Below are 18,429 nucleotides of genomic sequence, written 5' to 3'. Positions count from 1 at the left end.
CTCGGGCCCCCTCCACCAGCCTGCGGCTGGTCCCCCTCCCCGTTCCGGGGAGGATTTTTGCTAGTTTTTCTTCTCTTCGGCCTTGGGCGGCGGGACGACCTGCGCGGTGGCGGTCGCGGGCGGGTCCTTGGCGATTGCGACGGCGAGGCGGGTGGCGTCGGCGCAAGGTGCCGCACAGCGTCTTCACCCGGGCGAAATTCTCCTTGGCACGTTCGACGGCGCCCTTCTGCACGATCGCCTCGCCCTGCCCGCGCAGCGCGAAGAGGCCGTTGGGTTGCCCGACCGGTCCGCCGAACGAGAGCGCAGCCACACCCGCACAGCCTCACGCAGCGGAATCGCGTTGGCGGTCATGCGGGGGAATCTGGCTTTGGGTTATTTCTTTCCGAAAATGCCCGAAGCCATGCCCGTCAGGTCGTTGAGCGGATTGCCGTCGCCATCGCGATCCAGCATTCCCATGATCCCGCCCGCACCATCCTGCTGCAGCATCGTCGCGAAACGGCCGAGCGAACCTTCGCCGCCGATCTGGGCGATGATTTCCTGCAGCTTGTCGACGGGAAGCCCGGTCGCGGCAGCGGCCCCCTCAGCGGTGTCGCCCTGCATCTGGTGATGTTTCGCCAGCGCCTGAATCGCCGATTCGACATGTTCGGGGGAGAGGCCGACCTTGGCCGCCAGATTGGCGACGCCCTCATTTCCAGTGATTTGGCCCAGAATGCTGTCGAAAATGCTCATGTCCGCCACTCCTTGAGGGGAAAGCCCGACGGACAGGCTAGCCGAGGGGATAGAGGGCGTCGAGATGCGCCACCACCGCCGCGAGGCCATCGTCACCGGCGATCGCGAGGTCGATCGGGCGCCCGCCAAGCCGGTCGTCATGCGTGTTGAGAAAGGCGACGACCGCCTCGCTGTCGCGCAGCCGCTCCCATGCGAGCGTCGCGGCCCGCCCCTGCCGCGCGGCGGCCTCCGGAGACAGGCGCGGCTTGTCACTGTGCCGCCGGAACTGACGGGTACGGGGTTTCTCGGTCTCTGGCGTGGGGGCTGCGGTTGCGGGGGTCAAAACGCCGCACTCATCAGCATCGTGTCCGCGCCATGCGCGGCACGAAGCGCGCCGATCCGCTGGGCATAGCCCCGCGCGAGATCGCGGTGCGAGCGTCGCGCACACAGGCAATCGGCAGCCTCGGCGCGCATCAGCGATACCTGATGGCGATAAAGAAGGTAGTTGAGGTCCATTGTGCAAGCGCCCCGAATCGTAAGCGGGAGCGCGTAGAATCTCTCAGTCGCCGGCGCCTACGGAACGATGTGCCGACGATCATTTCCATATAGGGTCGCGGCGCGAAATAACCATGGCCGCATCCGCCGACCTGTCCGTCGGCGGATGCGCACGGCCCGGTCAGGCGGGTTCGGTCGCCCGGGGCGCAGCCTGCCGCACCCCTTCATCGACATGGCTTTCGAACTGCGCGAAATTGGCAACGAATTCATCGACCAGTTTCGCTGCGGTCGCGTCATAAGCGGTCTTGTCCGCCCAGGCCGCGCGCGGATCGAGCATGTTGGGATCGACTCCCGCCACCTCGACCGGAACCATGAAGCCGAAATTGGGATCCTCACGGAACGCAGCCGATTTCAGGCTGCCGTCGAGCGCAGCATTGAGCAGCGCGCGGGTGACGCGGATCGGCATCCGCTTGATCCCCGGCATCGTCGCCTTGCCGCCGCTCCAGCCGGTGTTGACCAGCCAGCAATCGACGCCGCCCTTGGCGATCCGCTCCTTGAGCAAATTGCCATAGACCGACGGGTGGCGCGGCATGAACGGCGCGCCGAAACAGGTCGAGAAGGTCGCGGTCGGCTCGGTCACGCCGATCTCGGTCCCGGCGACACGCGCGGTATAGCCCGAGAGGAAGTGATACATCGCCTGTTCCGGCGTCAGCTTCGCGATCGGCGGCAGCACACCATAGGCGTCGGCGGTGAGGAAGATGATGTTGCGGGGTACCGGTCCCAGATTGTCCTTCGACGCATTGGGAATGAAATCGAGCGGGTAGGAACCTCGGCTATTCTCCGCCAGGCTGTTGTCGTCGAAGTCGAGTTCGCGCGTCTCCTCCTCCATCACGACATTTTCGAGAATCGTGCCGAAGCGCTTGGTGGTCGCGAAAATCTCCGGCTCAGCCTCGGCCGACAGGTTGATCATCTTGGCGTAGCAGCCGCCCTCGAAATTGAAGACCGCGGTATCGGACCAGCCATGTTCGTCATCGCCGATCAGCGTGCGGCTGGCATCGGCGCTCAGCGTCGTCTTGCCCGTCCCCGACAGGCCGAAGAACACCGCCGTGTCCCCGTTCGGGCCGATATTGGCCGAACAATGCATCGGCATGATGCCCTTTGGCGGGAGCAGATAGTTGAGCAGGCCGAACACGCTCTTCTTCATCTCGCCGGCATAGGCGGTGCCGCCGATCAGGATCAGCTTTTCGGTCAAATTGACCGCGATCACCGTCTCGCTGCGGCAGCCATGTTTGGCCGGATCGGCGCGGAAGCTCGGCAGGTCGATGATGGTGTATTCGGCGACGAAATCCTTCAGCTCATGCGCCTCGGGGCGGACCAACAGGGTGCGGATGAACTGGCTGTGCCAGGCATATTCGGTAACCACCCGCACCTTGACGCGATGCTCGGGCTGCGACCCGCCATAGAGGTCCTGGACGAACAAAATGTCCTTGGTGCCAAGGTACGCGAGGAAATCAGCCTTGAGCGCCGCGAAATGCTCGGGCGTCATCCCGACATTGGTGCTGCCCCACCACACGCTATTCTCGGTCTCGGCATCGCGGACGATGAACTTGTCCTTGGCGCTGCGACCGGTGTGCTTGCCGGTTTCGACGACCAGCGGCCCGTCCTTGGCGAGCCTGCCCTCGTCCCGCTTCACCGCATGTTCGACCAATTGCGCAGGCAGCAGGTTCCAGTGAATGGTGGCCCCTGCCCCGACGCCCAGCGCGTCGAGGCCGATTTTCGGCGTGCGATCCGTCACGTCTCTCTCCTCGTCGCAGTCCGCCGCAGCGGCCGCATTCCTATGCATTGAGTCGCGCATAGGCAGCGGCGAAAAGGGGGGTCAACAACAGTAACCGGTGTCAAATGGAGGCTAACCCTCTATTTTTGGCTGACAACGCTGACCTGTTGCCGACATGCGGCGCGGACCCGACACAGCCCCATTTCTGCGCCCCGTTGAGCCCCGCCCCGCATTCCGCTAGTCACACGCCATGACCGCAACGATCGCGCTCGTCGATGACGACCGGAACATCCTGACCTCCGTGTCGATCGCGCTACAGGCCGAGGGCTTTGTGACGCGCGTTTACTCCGATGGCGAGGCGGCGCTGAAGGCGCTGGTCGATAATCCGCCCGATTTGGCGGTGCTCGACGTCAAGATGCCGAAGATGGACGGGCTGGAGCTGCTGCGCCGGCTGCGCGAAAAGAGCCAGATCCCGGTGATCTTCCTCACCAGCAAGGACGACGAGCTGGACGAGGCGCTGGGGTTGGCGATGGGGGCGGACGACTATATCGCCAAGCCGTTCAGCCAGCGGCTGCTGATCGCCCGTATCCGCGCGATCCTGCGCCGCACCGAGGCGCTCGCCGCGCCCGTCGGCGAGGAGCCGGCGCAGGAGGTCCAGCCGGTGCTCGAACGCGGGCCGCTGACGATGGACCCGGCGCGGCACAAGGTGACGTGGAAGGGCGACACTGTGACGCTCACCGTCACCGAGTTCATGATCCTCGAAACGCTCGCCCAACGGCCCGGCATCGTCAAGACGCGCAACCAGCTGATGGACGCGGCCTATCAGGACGACATCTATGTCGATGACCGCACCATCGACAGCCATATCAAGCGGGTGCGGCGCAAATTCCGGCAGGTCGATCCCGAATTCGACGCGATCGAGACCCTTTATGGCGCCGGATATCGCTTCTCCGACGAATAAGCCCGCCGCCTCGCGCGACGAGCGGGATCTGGCGCTGCGCTGGTCGGCGCGGCTCAGCCTCACGCCGCGCATCCTGGCGGTCAACATCTTCGCGCTGGCGATGCTGGCCGGAGGGTTCTTCTATCTCGACAGCTATCGCGCGCGGATCGTCGACAGCCGCGTCGCCCAGGCGAGCCGCGAGGCGACGCTGATCGCGCAGGCGATCGCCTCTACGCCAAAGATCGATCGCGACGCGCTGATCCTGCGCCTTGCGCGGACCAGCGGCAGCCGCATTCGCATCTATGACCGCGCCGGTCGCGTACAGCTCGATACGCGCGCGATGGGGCTTGCCAATGTCGTGCTGCGCGATCCCGACAAGGACCCGTGGAACCAGACCGCCGCGCGCTTCCTCGACGCGGTGATCGACAAGGTGGCGGGCGCCGACCGCGTCTCGCAATTCCGCGAACGCGCTCCCGACAAGGGGCTGGAGTGGCCGGACCTGCGCACCGCTTTCGATACCGGCGCAACGACCGCGAGCGTGTGGCGCGCGCCCGACCGCACCCCGGTCATTACCGCTGCCGCCCCGTTCGGCCCCGACGGCGCGGTGTTCACCACCGTCAATGCGCGCGACATCACCCAGACGGTGCGGGTCGAGCGGTTCCGCCTCGGCGTGGTGCTGGGGGTCGCGGTCGGCCTGTCGATCTTCCTGTCGTTGTTCCTGGCGCGGACCATCGTGCGGCCACTGCGTCGGCTTGCGCGCGCAGCAGTGCGGGTACGCCTTGGCCGCGCGCGCGAAGTGGTGGTGCCGCGCCTGCCCGAACGCCGCGACGAGATCGGCCATCTCGCGCGCTCGCTCTCCGACATGAGCCTCGCGCTGCGCGCGCGGATCGACGCGACCGAAGCCTTTGCCGCCGATCTGACGCACGAGCTGAAAAACCCGCTCGCCTCGCTGCGCTCCGCGGTGGACAGCCTTGCCGCTATCCGCGACCCCGCACTTCAGGAGCAATTGCTGGCGGTGGTGCGCGACGATGTGCTGCGGCTCGACCGGCTCATCAGCGACATTTCCGAAGCGTCGCGGCTCGACGCGCAGCTCTCCCGCGCCAAATTCGATCCCATCGATCTCGCCGCAATGATCGCCGGACTGATCGCGCAGCATGAGACGCGCGGGGTCGAACGCGGCGTGCGGCTTCGCTTCGACCGTCCGGTCGATATGCTGCCGATGGTGATGGGCGAAGGTGCGCGGCTGGAGCGGGTGTTCGAAAATCTGATCGACAACGCCATCTCCTTCTCGCCCGAAGGCGGAACGGTCGCGCTCTCGCTCGCAGTGCGCGGCGACATGCTGGAGGCGCGAGTCGAGGACGAAGGCCCCGGCGTACCGGAAGAGGCGCGCGAGGCGATCTTCCGCCGCTTCCACTCGGTCCGTCCCGAAAGCGAGGAATTCGGCAAGCATTCGGGACTAGGGCTTGCGATCGCGCGGACCATCGTCGAAGGCCATCAGGGCTCGCTCGGGGTGGAATCGCGCGAGGACCGGATGCACGGCGCGCGATTCGTGGTGCGCTTGCCGCTGGTGCAACCTGCGTGACTTATCGGAGGCTATAAGAGACCCGTGGCGATCCTTTCCTCCGAAACGCTCCATGCGACCAGCGTCGCGATCGATGGCCGCGCCGTGCTGATCGAGGGCCGCTCGGGCGAGGGCAAGTCCGATCTGGCGCTGCGCCTGATCGATCGCGGCGCGCTGCTCGTCGCGGACGATTACACGATCTGCGCGCGCACCGACGGCGTGCTCCATGCCTGCGCCCCGGCGACCATCGCGGGGAAGATCGAGGTGCGCGGGATCGGCGTCGTCCCGATGCCCCATGCCGATCGCACACCGGTCGCGCTGATCGTCTCGATCGTCGAAACGCCACCACGTATGCCCGAGGCGCCACGCACCCGCCGGATCGCCGGCGTGGATGTGCCCGAAGTCGTCCTTCCCGCGCTCGAGCCTTCCGCGCCGATCAAGGTCGAGCTGGCGCTGCGGCACCTTGTGGCGCCCTCCACATGAGCAAGCGGCGACCCAAGCAGATTTTGCTCGTCACCGGCATGTCGGGTGCGGGCAAGTCGACCGTGTTGCGCACGCTGGAGGATCTGGGCTGGGAGGTGGTCGACAACCTGCCCCTTCTCCTCCTCAATCGCCTGCTCGACACCGAGCCGCCCGAGGGCAGCGACGGCGACGACCGCCCGCTCGCCTTCGGCATCGGCACCCGCACCCGCGCCTTCGACGCCGACAGCATCGTGCGCCGCATCAAGAAGCTGCGCGACGAGCGCGGCTATGACATGGGAACATTGTTCCTCGACTGTTCGGGCGCTGAACTGGAACGGCGCTATTCGGAAACGCGCCGTCGCCATCCTCTCGCGCTCGACCGCCCGGCGAGCGACGGCATTACCCGGGAGCGCGACCTGCTCCAGCCGCTGCGCCGCTGGGCGAACCGCGTGATCGACACCAGCAACCTCTCGTCCAACGACCTCGCCCAGCAAATTCGCAAGACGTTCTCCGGTCCCGGCCTTGGCGAAACGGTCCTGTCCATCATGTCGTTCGGCTTTGCGCGCAGCATCCCGGCGGGCGCCGACCTTGTCTTCGACATGCGGTTTTTGCGTAATCCACACTGGGTCGAGTCGCTGCGCCCGGGGACCGGGAAGGACCCGGATGTGGCCGCCTATGTCGCGGGCGACCCCGCCTATGATGAGGCGCTGGAGCGGATCGAGGGACTGATCGAATTGCTGCTTCCGCGCTATCAGGCGGAGGGAAAATCCTATGTTACCATCGCCTTCGGCTGTACCGGGGGGAGACACCGGTCGGTTCACGTCGCCGAACGGGTCGCTGCCCGGTTGCACGCGGCAGGATTTTCGCCCACGGTGACGCATCGTGACTTGCAGACCGCGCCGCAGGACTCGCTAGAAGGCCCGCCAGGTGCAAGATGAACCGCATGGGACAAGCGTAAAGACATGATTGGACTGGTACTCGTGACGCACGGGCGGCTCGCGGAGGAGTTCGTCGTCGCGATGGAGCATGTCGTCGGACGGCAGGAGCGGATCGCCACGATCGCGATCGGCCCCGATGACGATATGGAGGGCCGCCGCGCCGACATCGCCAAGGCGATCATCGCGGTCGATGGCGGCCGCGGCGTCATCGTGCTGACCGACCTGTTCGGCGGAACGCCGTCGAACCTCGCCATCTCGCTGATGGAAGCGGGCAAGGTCGAGGTGATTGCGGGCATCAACCTGCCGATGCTGATTCGCCTGGGCGGGGCGCGCAAGACGATGAAGGTGACCGAGGCGGTCGCCGCTGCGCGCGAGGCGGGGCGCAAATACATCACCGTCGCATCCGAAGTGCTGGGCGAGGCTGCCGCTTGAGCCGCGTCAGCCGGACCGTCCTGATCGGTAACCGCCGCGGGCTGCACGCGCGTGCCAGCGCCAAGTTCGTCACCCTCGCCTCGACCCAGCCGGTCGAGCTGACGGTCGAGAAAGACGGCAATTGCGTCACCGGCACATCGATCATGGGGCTGATGATGCTGGGCGCCGCGATGGGCGATACGATCACGATCAGCGCGGCGGGCGACGGCGCCGAGAACGCGGTGCTCAAGCTGGTCGAACTGGTCGAGGATCGCTTCGGCGAGGATTGAGTCGGTGCGCGAAATAACCGCCTTTTCCAATCCGCTGGTCAAGCGGGTCCGATCCTTACGCGACAAGAAGCATCGCCGCGACGAGGGGCTGTTTCTGGCCGAGGGGCTGCGCATCCTGACCGAGGCGCGCGAGGCGGGGCATCTGCCCGCCTATCTGTTCTTCGCCAAGGGGCATGACACGCACCCGCTGGCACAGCAACTGATCGCCGCGACGGAGGTCGCAGGCGGCGAGGTGATCCAGACCGACAGCGACATCCTCTCCAAATTGTCGGGCAAGGACAATCCGGGCGCGGTGGTAGGTGTCTATGCCGAACTGCCCACCGATCTCGCCCGCATCGATCGCACCGCAGCGCCGATCTGGCTCGTCGCGGAGCGGCTGCGCGATCCAGGCAATCTCGGCACCATATTGCGCACCGCCGATGCGGTCGGCGCCGGCGGATTGATCCTGATCGACAAGTGCGTCGATCCGTTCAGCGTCGAGGCGGTACGCGCCAGCATGGGGGCGCTGTTCACGATTCCGATCGCCCGCGCGCCGTGGGAGGAATTTCATGACTGGCTGCGCGGCGGCCCCGGGCAGTTGGTCGGCCTGGCGCTGGAAGGCGCGGTCGATTATCGCGCGCCCGATTTCGCCGCGCCTGTGTTCCTGCTGACCGGAAACGAGGCGCAGGGGCTGCCCCCCGCCTATGCGCAGGCGTGCGATCTGCGCGTCAAAATTCCGATGCTGGGCAAGGCCGACAGCCTCAACGCCGCCGTCGCGACCGCCGTGATGGCCTATACCGTGCTCGACCGAATCCGTCCGTTGGACTGACCGCCCGACCGTTGCACAATCGCAACACGGGCAAACCGCTTCGTGCCGAGTCCGGAACCAAATCCGGATTCCGAGCGTCGAACCGGTCAAGTCTGGAGACGAAACGATGTTTTACGACACGACCCCCTTCACCGCGGCCAATAGCGGCTATCGCATTGCCTTTCGCCCGGGCGAACAGAATGTCTGCCCCGGATGCGGCCAGTCGCACTGGTCGATCGGGCGAATGACGGCCGAATGCGCCTTTTGCGCCACGGCGCTGCCGATCAACAATGGCGGCAGCTTTGGCGCCGGATCGTTCCGGGTCAGCGAGAAAGCCAAGCCGCTCGCGGCGTAACGGGCGGCAGGCGCTTTGACCCCCGTCACCGCCGCGCTATGGCGGGGCCATGACATCGGCCCCGCTCACTTTCTATAATTCGCTCACCCGCACGCTCGAACCGTTCGTGCCGATCGACCCCGCGAGGGGCGTGCGCGTCTATTCGTGCGGGCCGACCGTCTATAGCGACCCGCATCTCGGCAATCTGCGCGCCTATGTCTTTACCGACACGCTCAGCCGCGTGCTGCGGTGGAAGGGACACCGCCTTACTCACGTCCTCAACATCACCGATGTCGGCCATCTGACGTCGGACGCGGATGAAGGCGAGGACAAGATGGAAGCGGCTGCGAAGAAGCGCGGGATGAGCGCGTGGGACATCTCCCGCCATTATGCCGATGTGTTTCGCCGCAACCTGCGCGACCTTAACATCCGCACGCCCGATCACATGCCGCTGGCCACCGATTACGTCGAGAAGATGATCGACTTCGCCAAGGGCTTTGCCGAAGCGAACTGCTACCAGCTCGACAGCGGCCTGTATTTCGACAGCTCGACCGTGCCGGATTACGGAAAGCTGTCGGGCGGGCAGGACGATGCCGGAGAAGGCCGGATCGAGAACGTCGAGGGCAAGCGCCACCCGCAGGATTTCGCGATCTGGCGCACCACCCCGCCGGGCGAGAGCCGCCAGATGGAGTGGGATTCGCCCTGGGGCCGCGGCGCGCCGGGCTGGCACCTCGAATGTTCGGTGATGAGCGCCGAGCTGCTCGGCCTGCCCTTCGACATCCACACCGGCGGGATCGACCATCGCGAAATCCATCACGTCAACGAGATCGCGCAGAACCAGGCGCATTGCCGCTGCGGCGATTCCGGCGCGAAGATCTGGATGCACAATAATTTCCTGGTCGATCGCGGCGGCAAGATGTCGAAGTCGAAGGGCGGGATCGCCACGCTCGACGCATTGGTGGCGAAGGGCGTCCACCCCCTCGCCTATCGCCTGATGTGCCTGTCGGCGCACTACCGGTCCGAGCTAGAATTCAGCGGCGAGAACCTGGTCGCTGCGCTGGTTCGCCTGCGTCGTCTCGTCCTTGCCGCCGAAAAGTTTCGGGCGGCGGACGGCAAGGGCGGCGGCGATGCCGGAACCTATCTCGAACGCCTCGATACGGCGGTGTCGGACGACCTCAACACCCCCCGGGCACTACCGTTGCTGGAAGAATTGCTGGCCGACAAGAAGCTAGGGCAGGAAGCGCGGCTGATGACGCTCGCCCAGTTCGATGAAGTGCTGGGGCTGGACCTGCTCCACCTTTCGCGCGCCGACCTGCGCGTCCGGCCCAGCGACGCGATGGTGACAGAGGCAGAGATCGAAACCCGCCTCGCGCAACGCAAGGAAGCGCGCGCTGCAAAGGATTTCGCCCGATCCGACGCGATCCGCGACGAGCTGCTCGGCGCGGGCGTCGAGGTGATGGACGGCGACCCGCTGGGATGGGACTGGAAGGTCGAACTTTGAAGGCCGTTCTCCCCGCGCTGGCCCGCCCGCTGATCGAATCCGGCCTGCCCGATGGGATCGAGCCGCATTGGTTCGCGAGCCGCGAGGAGGCAATGGCGCTGATCGCCGATGCCGATATCGGCTGGGTCGATATGCAGCGCCCCGGCTGGACCGGGGAGATCGCGGCGGCGGGAACGCGGCTCAAATGGCTCTCGACCATCTATGCCGGGATCGACGGTTTCGACACGGCGCTGCTGCGCGAGCGTGGCACGATCCTGACCAACGGCACCGGCATCAACGCCATCGCGGTCGCCGAATATGCGGTGATGGGAATGCTCGCCGCCGCCAAGCGGTTCGACCAGGTCGTCCGCATGGCCGACCGCCGCGAATGGCCGGGCGATGCGCCAGGCAAGGTCGAGCTGTTCGAAACCCGCGCGCTGGTGATCGGCTATGGCACGATCGGGCGGATGGTCGGCGATCGGCTGGCGGCGTTCGGGGTCGCGGTGACCGGCGTCACCCGCTCCGGCCGCAGCGCCACGCTGACCCCCGATCAGTGGCGCGCGCGACTCGGCGACTTTGACTGGATCATTCTCGCCGCCCCGTCGACCGACGCCACCGCAGCGATGATCGGCGCGGATGAACTGGCAGCGATGAAGCCCGGCGCCTGGCTGGTCAACATCGCGCGCGGCGACATGGTCGACCAGCCCGCGCTCATCGAAGCGCTGGAACAGCGCCGCATCGCCGGCGCCTTCCTCGACGTGGTGACGCCCGAACCGCTCCCCGCCGATCACCCGCTCTGGACCGCGCCCAATGTCATCCACTCGATGCACCTCTCCGGCCGCTCGCAGACGAAGATGTTCATGCGCGCCGCTTCACTGTTCCTGGAGAATGCGAGGGCGTTCGTGGCGGGCGCGCCGATGAAGAATGTCGTCGATCTCGACGCAGGGTACTGACCCGGCTAAGCCCGCCGCATCATGATCCTCGTCATCGACAATTACGACAGCTTCACCTGGAACCTCGTCCATTACCTGATGGAGCTGGGCGCAGAGGTGAAGGTCGTTCGCAACGACGCCCTGACCGCGCAGGAGGCAATCGCCAGCAACGCACAGGCCTTCCTGCTCTCCCCCGGTCCCTGCACCCCGAACGAGGCGGGAATCAGCCTCGATCTCGTCGCCGCCTGTGCCGATGCGGGCAAGCCTTTGCTCGGCGTGTGCCTGGGCCACCAGTCGATCGGCCAGCATTTCGGCGGAAAGGTCGTGCGCGGCGGGCTGATGCACGGCAAGACCAGCCCGGTCAGCCATGACGGCACCGGCCTGTTCGAAGGGCTGCCCAGCCCCTTCACCGCTACCCGATACCATTCGCTGATCGTCACCGACATTCCCGACGCTTTGCTGGTCAACGCGACCGCAGAAGATGGCAGCGTCATGGCCTTCCGCCACCGCGAGCTGCCGATTCACTCGGTCCAGTTCCACCCCGAGAGCATCGCCACCGAACACGGCCACGCGATGCTGGCGAATTTCCTGAAGATCGCCGGCATCGACGCCGCGGTTCCCGCCTGAGGGATGCGGCGCGCGCCCCGATTACTTCGGAGACTCAACGTCCTCGCCCGCCGCTATGGCGATCGGGACATGATCTGGCGGCGGCGCATCGCCATTCTGGGCGGCGCGATCCTGATCGGGCTGGTCGCCCTGCTCTTCGCCAGCCTTGCGGATGCGGCGGCGAACCTGTTCCACGCGATGGTGCAGACGGCATGGTGGATCCCGCTGCTGATCACCCCCGCGGGCTTCGCGGGCTTTGCCTGGGCGACCAGCCGCTTCGCGCCGCTCGCGCGCGGATCGGGCATTCCGCAGGTGATCGCCGCCGCGCGCGATCCCGAGCGCGGGATGCGCGGCCTCGTCTCGGCGCGTACTGCCATCGTCAAATTCTTCCTGACCATCGGCACGCTGACCTTCGGCGCATCGGTCGGACGCGAGGGGCCGACGGTCCAGATCGCGGCGAGCATCATGGGCTATGCGCATCGCCTGATGGGCATACCGCTGCGCGCATCGGTGTTCATCGCGGGTGGCGCGGCGGGGGTCGCGGCGGCGTTCAACACGCCGCTGGCCGGGGTCGCCTTCGCGATCGAGGAACTCGCCGCCGCCTATGAGCAGCGGATGACCCTGCTGGTGATGGCGGCGGTGCTGATCGCAGGCATGGTGAGTCTCGGCATTGCGGGGGACTATGTCTATTTCGGCGTGATGCGGCAGACGCTGCACATCAGCCAGGCGCTGGTCGCCGCACCGGTCGCAGGCGTGTTCGGCGGGATCATGGGCGGGCTGTTCGCGCGGCTGATGCTGGGGGCCGGGACGACGCTGTGGCGCCCGTTCGCAACGCTTCGCGCGCGGCCAGTGGTGCTGGCGACCGTATGCGGCATGTTGGTCGCACTGGTCGGCGTCGTCAGCGGGCTGACCTGGGGCACCGGGTATGAAACCGCCAATGCGGTGATCGCGGGCGACGACGTCCCGCTCTGGTTTGGCGCCGCCAAGTTCGTGACGACGCTCGCCACCGCAGTTTCCGGTCTGCCCGGCGGCATCTTCGCGCCCTCGCTATCGGTCGGCGCCGGGATCGGCGACATGCTGCGCAGCGTGTTCCCGAGCTATCCGCCCGGCGCGATCGTGCTGCTCGGCATGGTCGCCTATTTCACCGGCGTGGTCCGCGCGCCGCTTACCGCGGTCATCATCATTTCCGAGACGACGGCCAGCCGGGGGCTGATGATGCCGCTGCTCGCCACCGCGCTGATCGCCGATTTTGCGGCGCAGCTGGTGTGCAAGGAACGGCTCTACCACGCCCTGGCGGAGCGGTTCGCGGGCGGGGCCACAGCCAAGGCGTGAGCGTCACGCTTGGCGGCGGGGTAGCAGGATTTGCTCGACTCCCCGGCCCGGCCCCGGAATAGAGGCGCGGTGACCAGCTTCAGCCTCCTCCCCGACCCCGCCACCCCGCTTGCGCGCGAATCCGCAGCACAGGCGTTCGCCGATATCCTTGACGGCAGCGCAGCCGAGGAAGAGATCGAGGCCTTCCTGATCGCGCTGTCCGATCGCGGCGAGACGAGCATCGAGATCGCCGAGGCCGGCACGGGCGATGCGGGCACGGGTAATCCCCGTCAGCGCCCCCGCCAATGCGATCGATGTCTGCGGCACTGGCGGCGACGGACACCATACGCTCAACGTGTCCACCGCGGTCGCGATCGTCGTCGCGGCGGCGGGCGTGCCGGTTGCCAAACATGGCAATCGCGCCGCCTCCTCCAGATCGGGCGCAGCCGATACGCTCGAAGCGCTCGGCCTCGACCTCGACCGCGCCGCCGCGAATGCCGAGGCACATCTGGGCGATCTCGGCATCGCCTTTCTCTTCGCCGCCAGGCACCATCCGGCGATGGGCGCGCGTCGCCCCGATCCGCAAACGCATCGGGCGGCGGACGATCTTCAACCTGATGGGTCCGCTCGCCAATCCGGCGGGGGTGCAGCGCCAGCTGATCGGCATCGCCCGGCCCGACTACGCCCCGGTCTATGCCGAGGCGCTGCAGCAGCTCGGCATCAAGGGCGCGGCGATCGTTGCGGGCGAGGAAGGACTGGACGAATTGTCGCCCGAGGGAGCGAGCAGAATCGTGAGCATCGGCGATGTCAGCCTGCCCGCGCGCATCACCCCCGCCGATGCCGGATTGCAGGCTCATCCCCTCACCGCGCTGCGTGGGGGCGAGGCGCGCGAGAATGCAGCGGCGCTGCGCCGCCTCCTCGATGGCGAGCACGGGGCCTATCGCGACGCCGTGCTGCTTAACGCCGCTGCCGCCTTGGTCGTCGCAGGCGAGACCGCCGATTTGCGCGAAGGCGCCGAGGAAGCCGCCGAAGTGATCGAAAAGGGGCTTGCCAAGACGCTGCTCGACTGCTGGATCGCTGCGGCATGAGCACGATGCTGGACACGATCCTGGAAACCAAGCGCGACGAGGTCGCCGCGCGCAAGGCCGCCAATTCGCTGAGCGACGTTCAGGCGCTGGCGATGGCGCAGACTCCGCCGCGCGGCTTCCGCGCCGCGCTGGATGCCAAGGCGGCGAGCGGCTACGGCCTGATCGCCGAGGTCAAGAAGGCGTCCCCGTCGCGCGGGCTGATCCGAACCGATTTCAATCCCGTTTCCCATGCCCGCGACTATCAGGCCGGGGGCGCCGCGTGCCTGTCGGTGCTGACCGACCTGACCTATTTCCAGGGCCATGAATCCTATCTCGTCGCCGCGCGCGCCGCGGTTACTCTCCCGGTGATTCGCAAGGATTTCATGGTCGATCCCTGGCAGGTGCTGGAATCGCGCGCGATCGGGGCCGACGCGATCCTAATCATCGTCGCCGCGCTGGAAGATGCGCAGATGGCGGAGATCGAGGATGCGGCGATCGGCCTGGACATGGATGTGCTGGTCGAGGTGCATGACGAAGCCGAAATGGAACGGGCGCTGGCGCTCCAGTCGCGCTTGATCGGCGTCAACAACCGCAACCTCAAGGATTTCAGCGTCTCGTTCGATCGCACCTACGAGCTGGTCGGCCGCGCGCCGCAGGGCTGCACCTTTGTCGCCGAGAGCGGCCTCACCAGTCGCGAGGATCTCGATGCGATGGCCGAACGCGGCGTCCGCTGCTTCCTGATCGGCGAAGCGCTGATGCGCCAAGCGGATATCGAAGCGGCGACCCGGGCGATGGTGGGGTGAGCGACCTCACCCATATCGACGAAGCCGGTGCGGCGCGCATGGTCGATGTCGGAGGCAAGGTGGAGACGCAGCGTGAAGCCGTCGCCACGGGCCGCATCGCAATGTCGATGGAGGCCGCCGCCGCGATCCGTGACGGGCTGGTGAAGAAAGGCGACGTGCTCGCCACCGCGCGGATCGCGGGGATCATGGCCGCGAAGAAGACCAGCGACCTGATCCCGCTCTGCCACCCGCTCGCGCTGACCAAGGTGACGCTCGACCTTGTGCCGGATGAGAGCGGCGTTACCGCCACTGCCACCGTCGCGCTGACCGGCCGGACCGGGGTGGAGATGGAGGCACTCACCGCCGTGTCCGTTGCCTTGCTCACTGTCTATGACATGGCCAAGGCGATCGACCGGAGCATGGAGATCGGCGGCATCCGCCTGATCGAGAAGCGCGGGGGCAAGTCCGGCGACTGGCACGCGGATAAGCCCGAGGGCGAGGGTTAATTTCCTGTCCACCTCAATCGCTTAGCGAATCTTGATTGCACGGGGCGCAATCCTGTCCCGTTCAGTTGTGGGGCATTATGTCGGTTTCGGCACGTTCAACCATTTTCTCGCTCTCGGGCGGGCTCGATTCCGTGCCCGTTGGCAAGCCCGAGGAGTCATCGCGCGCCCGGCTTATCGGTGGCGAAGCGGGGGAACGCGATTGCTTCGTCCACCGCCTGACCTCCGAAGGCGCGATGCTGTCGGTGAACGGTCCGGTGGCGCATGGCGATCGGGCCACGATCGAATTGCCGTTCGGGCTCGCGGTGGAAGGCGCGATCGTCGGCGATGATCCCGCCGCCCTCGCATTTCGCTTCGACGCGCCGATGGATGTGGTGGGAGCGCTTGCCCGCTGCCTCGCCGCCCTGCCCGCCGAGCGCCGCCAGATGCCGCGGATCGAATTGCGCCAGCGGCTGTGTATCCGTCACGCCGGGCAGGTGGATTTTGCCTGGACGCGCAACCTCTCCCCCGCCGGGCTGGGCGTCGAGACGCGCACGCAGCTGCATGTCGGCGAGGCGGTTGAACTGACGCTGGACGGACTGCGCCCGATTCAGGGTGAAATCCGCTGGACCGAGCAGGGACAGGCAGGCATCGCCTTTTTCGAGGAGATTGGCTGGCAGGTGCTGATGCCCTGGCTGCGTCAGGTCGCCGATCGCCGCCCGCCCGCCACGCGCGATTCCTACACGTCGCCCTCGCCGCTCGGCGCCGTCAAGAATGCGCTCAAGCTGGAGGTGGCGAGCCATGTCCGGTCGGGAAGCAGCTGGTGGAACGCGCAGGTCCTCTCCCTCAGCAACGCGCTGGTCGAATTCGAAAGCGATACCGAATTCGCCCCGCTCTCCGGCCTGTGGTTGTCGCTGCCCGAGATTGGCGGCTGGCCGATCCGGGTGATCGAATGCCACGGGACACGCCATGTCGCCGAATTCCGCCTGCCCCTGCGTCCGCATGAAATGGCGCGGCTGAGCGAGGTTGCACGTCCGCGCTGATGCTCGACCCGACGCGGTACCGCCGCTAATCGGAAAGTGATGGCAGAACTGATTTCTATCGCGCAAGCGCAACAACGCCTGTTCGCGCTGGCCGATCCGGTCGCGGTGGAGCAGGTCCCGCTGCGCGAGGCCGCAGGGCGCTGGGCGGCCGAGCCTGTCGCGGCGCTGCGCACCCAGCCCGAACTGCCGCTTTCGGCGATGGACGGCTATGCGATCCGCTTCGCCGATCTGCCCGGCCCGTGGCGGCTGATCGGCGAAAGCGCGGCGGGGCGCCCCTTTGCAGGAGTGATCCGCCCGGGGGACGCGGCGCGCATCTTCACCGGCGCCGCCCTGCCCGATGGTGCGGATACGATCCTGATCCAGGAAGAGGCGCGACGCGACGGCACGCGGCTGTTGCGCGACGGCGCAGGACCGCCTGTCGCGGGGGCACATGTCCGCGTGGCCGGACTGGATTTCCGCGACGGGGACCCGCTGATCGCGCCCGGCGAACACCTCACCCCCGCGCGCATCGCGCTCGCTGCCATCGCGGGCCATGCCATCCTTCCGGTCCACCGCCGCATCCGGGTCGCCATCGCCGCGACGGGGGACGAGTTGCGCCCGCCCGGCGCCCCGCTCGCCCCCGGCCAGCTTCCCGAAAGCAACGGCGCGATGCTCGCCGCGATGCTGGCGCCGCTTCCGGTCGATCTGATCGACCTCGGCATCCTGCCCGATCGGATCGACGCGCTGACCGCCGCCTTTGCTGCGGTCGATGCCGATCTGCTGGTCACAACCGGCGGGGCGTCGGTCGGCGATCACGATCTCGTCCGCCCCGCGCTTGAAGCGACGGGCGCGAAAATTGATTTCTGGCGCGTCGCGGTGCGGCCGGGCAAACCGATCATGGCTGGCAGGATGCGCGACACCGTCGTGATCGGCCTGCCCGGCAATCCGGTCTCCGCGCATGTCACCGCCCTGCTCTTTGTCCTCCCGATGGTCGCGCATCTGTCAGGCGCCGCCGATCCGCTGCCCCGCACGCGTAGCGCGACGCTTGGTCATGATCTCCCGCCGGGTGGCCCGCGGGCCGATCATCTGCGCGCCGTTCATCGCGACGGACGCGTTCACGTGGCACAGGTTCAGGACAGCTCGATGCTCCGCACGCTCGCCGCATCCGACTGCCTGATCGTGCGTCCTCCACATGTTCCCGCGTCCAGCGCGGGCGACTCGGTGGAAATCCTCGATCTTTTCTGAAGCGGTCGCTTGACGGGGCGTGGAACAAGGCGTAAACGTTCCATGTCTGTTCTGGATGGAGGACGTCCTATGCTTACGAAGAAGCAGCATGAGCTGATCTGCTTCATCGCCGACCGGCTGGCCGAGACCGGCGTCTCGCCCTCATTCGAGGAGATGAAGGACGCGCTCGACCTGAAGTCGAAGTCCGGCGTCCACCGCCTGATCTCCGCATTGGAGGAGCGCGGCTTTCTGCGCCGCCTGCCCAATCGCGCGCGCGCGCTCGAAGTGGTCAAGATGCCCGAGCGTGGCGATGCGAAGAAGCCCGCTACCAAGTCCAACGTGGTCGCAATGCCGCGCCCGGCGCCGCAGCCCGCCAATGATGTGGTCGAAATCCCGCTCCATGGCCGCATCGCCGCCGGCGTGCCGATCGAGGCGCTGGAGGGATCGACGATGCTCCCCGTCCCGGCAGCCCTGCTTGGCTCGGGCGAACATTATGCGCTGGAAGTCGCGGGGGATTCGATGGTCGAGGCCGGGATTTTCGACGGCGACTATGCGCTGATCCGCCGCCAGGACACGGCGCGCGATGGCGAGATCGTGGTCGCGCTGATCGAGGATATGGAAGCGACGCTGAAATATTTCCGCACCGAAGGCAGCATGGTCCGCCTCGATCCGGCGAACCGCAGCTACGACCCCCAGCGCTACCGCCCCGATCAGGTGCGCGTGCAGGGCCGGCTGGCCGGCCTGCTGCGGCGGTACTGAGGCGAGCGATAGCCCCTCCCTTTGGGGGAGGGGTGGGGGGGCAAGGGCCAACGCCAGCCGTTTG

The 18,429-nt window shown here is 66.9% G+C and carries 21 protein-coding genes and 1 pseudogene; 18 read left to right on the top strand and 4 right to left on the bottom strand.

All coding sequences use genetic code 11. From position 1 onward, the window contains the following. Positions 1-372: 372 nt before the first annotated feature. The 4 genes from FPZ54_RS18920 to FPZ54_RS18910 all read right to left on the bottom strand — a co-directional run bounded on the left by FPZ54_RS18920 (position 373) and on the right by FPZ54_RS18910 (position 2,998). A complete protein-coding gene (locus FPZ54_RS18920) occupies positions 373-729 on the bottom strand; it encodes a hypothetical protein (protein ID WP_145849351.1) in 357 nt (118 codons plus the stop codon). A 37-nt stretch (positions 730-766) separates the two neighbouring features. After that, positions 767-1,051, bottom strand: coding sequence for an antitoxin Xre/MbcA/ParS toxin-binding domain-containing protein (locus FPZ54_RS18915; RefSeq protein ID WP_145849350.1), 285 nt, complete (start codon positions 1,049-1,051; stop codon positions 767-769). Further along, entirely contained in the window at positions 1,048-1,224 is a 177-nt protein-coding gene (locus FPZ54_RS19995) for a hypothetical protein (RefSeq protein ID WP_186456844.1), read from the bottom strand. Before FPZ54_RS19995 ends, FPZ54_RS18915 begins: the two co-directional genes overlap by 4 nt. A 160-nt stretch (positions 1,225-1,384) precedes the next feature. Further along, positions 1,385-2,998, bottom strand: a complete 1,614-nt coding sequence (locus FPZ54_RS18910) for a phosphoenolpyruvate carboxykinase (protein WP_239019643.1) — start codon at positions 2,996-2,998, stop codon at positions 1,385-1,387. 229 nt (positions 2,999-3,227) lie between these two features. Between FPZ54_RS18910 and FPZ54_RS18905 the strand changes: the two genes are divergently transcribed. From FPZ54_RS18905 to lexA, 18 genes and pseudogenes are all read left to right on the top strand, one after another. Further along, on the top strand, positions 3,228-3,938 hold the full coding sequence (locus tag FPZ54_RS18905) for a response regulator transcription factor (RefSeq protein ID WP_145849348.1): 711 nt from the start codon (positions 3,228-3,230) through the stop codon (positions 3,936-3,938). Further along, a complete protein-coding gene (locus FPZ54_RS18900) occupies positions 3,907-5,499 on the top strand; it encodes a sensor histidine kinase (RefSeq protein ID WP_145849347.1) in 1,593 nt (530 codons plus the stop codon). Before FPZ54_RS18905 ends, FPZ54_RS18900 begins: the two co-directional genes overlap by 32 nt. A gap of 24 nt (positions 5,500-5,523) precedes the next feature. Next, positions 5,524-5,961, top strand: coding sequence for an HPr kinase/phosphorylase (locus FPZ54_RS18895; protein ID WP_422396547.1), 438 nt, complete (start codon positions 5,524-5,526; stop codon positions 5,959-5,961). Beyond that, positions 5,958-6,878 carry an RNase adapter RapZ gene (rapZ, locus tag FPZ54_RS18890; protein ID WP_145849346.1) on the top strand — a complete coding sequence of 307 codons (921 nt, stop codon included), beginning with the start codon at positions 5,958-5,960 and terminating at the stop codon, positions 6,876-6,878. The genes FPZ54_RS18895 and rapZ overlap by 4 nt, the downstream gene beginning before the upstream one ends. A 24-nt stretch (positions 6,879-6,902) precedes the next feature. Next, a complete protein-coding gene (locus tag FPZ54_RS18885) occupies positions 6,903-7,310 on the top strand; it encodes a PTS sugar transporter subunit IIA (protein ID WP_145849345.1) in 408 nt (135 codons plus the stop codon). Continuing rightward, entirely contained in the window at positions 7,307-7,579 is a 273-nt protein-coding gene (locus tag FPZ54_RS18880) for an HPr family phosphocarrier protein (RefSeq protein WP_145849344.1), read from the top strand. Before FPZ54_RS18885 ends, FPZ54_RS18880 begins: the two co-directional genes overlap by 4 nt. Before the next feature lie 4 nt (positions 7,580-7,583). Further along, complete coding sequence (locus FPZ54_RS18875) at positions 7,584-8,387, top strand: TrmH family RNA methyltransferase (RefSeq protein ID WP_145849343.1); 804 nt, start codon at positions 7,584-7,586, stop codon at positions 8,385-8,387. 106 nt (positions 8,388-8,493) lie between these two features. Next, positions 8,494-8,721 carry a hypothetical protein gene (locus tag FPZ54_RS18870; protein ID WP_145849342.1) on the top strand — a complete coding sequence of 76 codons (228 nt, stop codon included), beginning with the start codon at positions 8,494-8,496 and terminating at the stop codon, positions 8,719-8,721. A 49-nt stretch (positions 8,722-8,770) separates the two neighbouring features. Then, on the top strand, positions 8,771-10,201 hold the full coding sequence (cysS, locus tag FPZ54_RS18865; RefSeq protein WP_145849341.1) for a cysteine--tRNA ligase: 1,431 nt from the start codon (positions 8,771-8,773) through the stop codon (positions 10,199-10,201). After that, entirely contained in the window at positions 10,198-11,133 is a 936-nt protein-coding gene (locus tag FPZ54_RS18860) for a D-2-hydroxyacid dehydrogenase (protein WP_145849340.1), read from the top strand. The genes cysS and FPZ54_RS18860 overlap by 4 nt, the downstream gene beginning before the upstream one ends. Positions 11,134-11,154: 21 nt before the next feature. Continuing rightward, positions 11,155-11,739 (top strand): anthranilate synthase component II, encoded by a 585-nt coding sequence (locus FPZ54_RS18855; protein WP_145849339.1) that lies wholly within the window; start codon positions 11,155-11,157, stop codon positions 11,737-11,739. A gap of 69 nt (positions 11,740-11,808) precedes the next feature. Further along, positions 11,809-13,050 carry a chloride channel protein gene (locus FPZ54_RS18850; RefSeq protein ID WP_145850052.1) on the top strand — a complete coding sequence of 414 codons (1,242 nt, stop codon included), beginning with the start codon at positions 11,809-11,811 and terminating at the stop codon, positions 13,048-13,050. A 69-nt stretch (positions 13,051-13,119) separates the two neighbouring features. Next, positions 13,120-14,117, top strand: a pseudogene (trpD, locus tag FPZ54_RS18845) (anthranilate phosphoribosyltransferase). Continuing rightward, complete coding sequence (gene trpC / locus FPZ54_RS18840) at positions 14,114-14,899, top strand: indole-3-glycerol phosphate synthase TrpC (RefSeq protein ID WP_145849338.1); 786 nt, start codon at positions 14,114-14,116, stop codon at positions 14,897-14,899. The pseudogene trpD and the gene trpC overlap by 4 nt, the downstream one beginning before the upstream one ends. Beyond that, the gene (gene moaC / locus FPZ54_RS18835) at positions 14,896-15,384 is read left to right on the top strand and encodes a cyclic pyranopterin monophosphate synthase MoaC (RefSeq protein WP_145849337.1); all 489 of its coding nucleotides are present in this window, start codon (positions 14,896-14,898) and stop codon (positions 15,382-15,384) included. The genes trpC and moaC overlap by 4 nt, the downstream gene beginning before the upstream one ends. A 131-nt stretch (positions 15,385-15,515) precedes the next feature. Next, positions 15,516-16,403, top strand: a complete 888-nt coding sequence (locus FPZ54_RS18830) for a PilZ domain-containing protein (RefSeq protein ID WP_186456843.1) — start codon at positions 15,516-15,518, stop codon at positions 16,401-16,403. A 39-nt stretch (positions 16,404-16,442) separates the two neighbouring features. After that, positions 16,443-17,627, top strand: a complete 1,185-nt coding sequence (locus FPZ54_RS18825) for a molybdopterin molybdotransferase MoeA (RefSeq protein ID WP_145849335.1) — start codon at positions 16,443-16,445, stop codon at positions 17,625-17,627. Positions 17,628-17,696: 69 nt separating this feature from the next. Next, positions 17,697-18,365, top strand: coding sequence for a transcriptional repressor LexA (gene lexA, locus FPZ54_RS18820; protein ID WP_145849334.1), 669 nt, complete (start codon positions 17,697-17,699; stop codon positions 18,363-18,365). Positions 18,366-18,429: the final 64 nt, after the last annotated feature.

The sequence above is a fragment of the Sphingomonas suaedae genome, from assembly GCF_007833215.1.
GTDB classification, from domain to species: Bacteria; Pseudomonadota; Alphaproteobacteria; order Sphingomonadales; family Sphingomonadaceae; genus Sphingomonas; species Sphingomonas suaedae.
The sequence above is the reverse complement of the archived record's forward strand: the minus strand, read 5'-3'. Positions and strand labels throughout refer to the sequence as shown.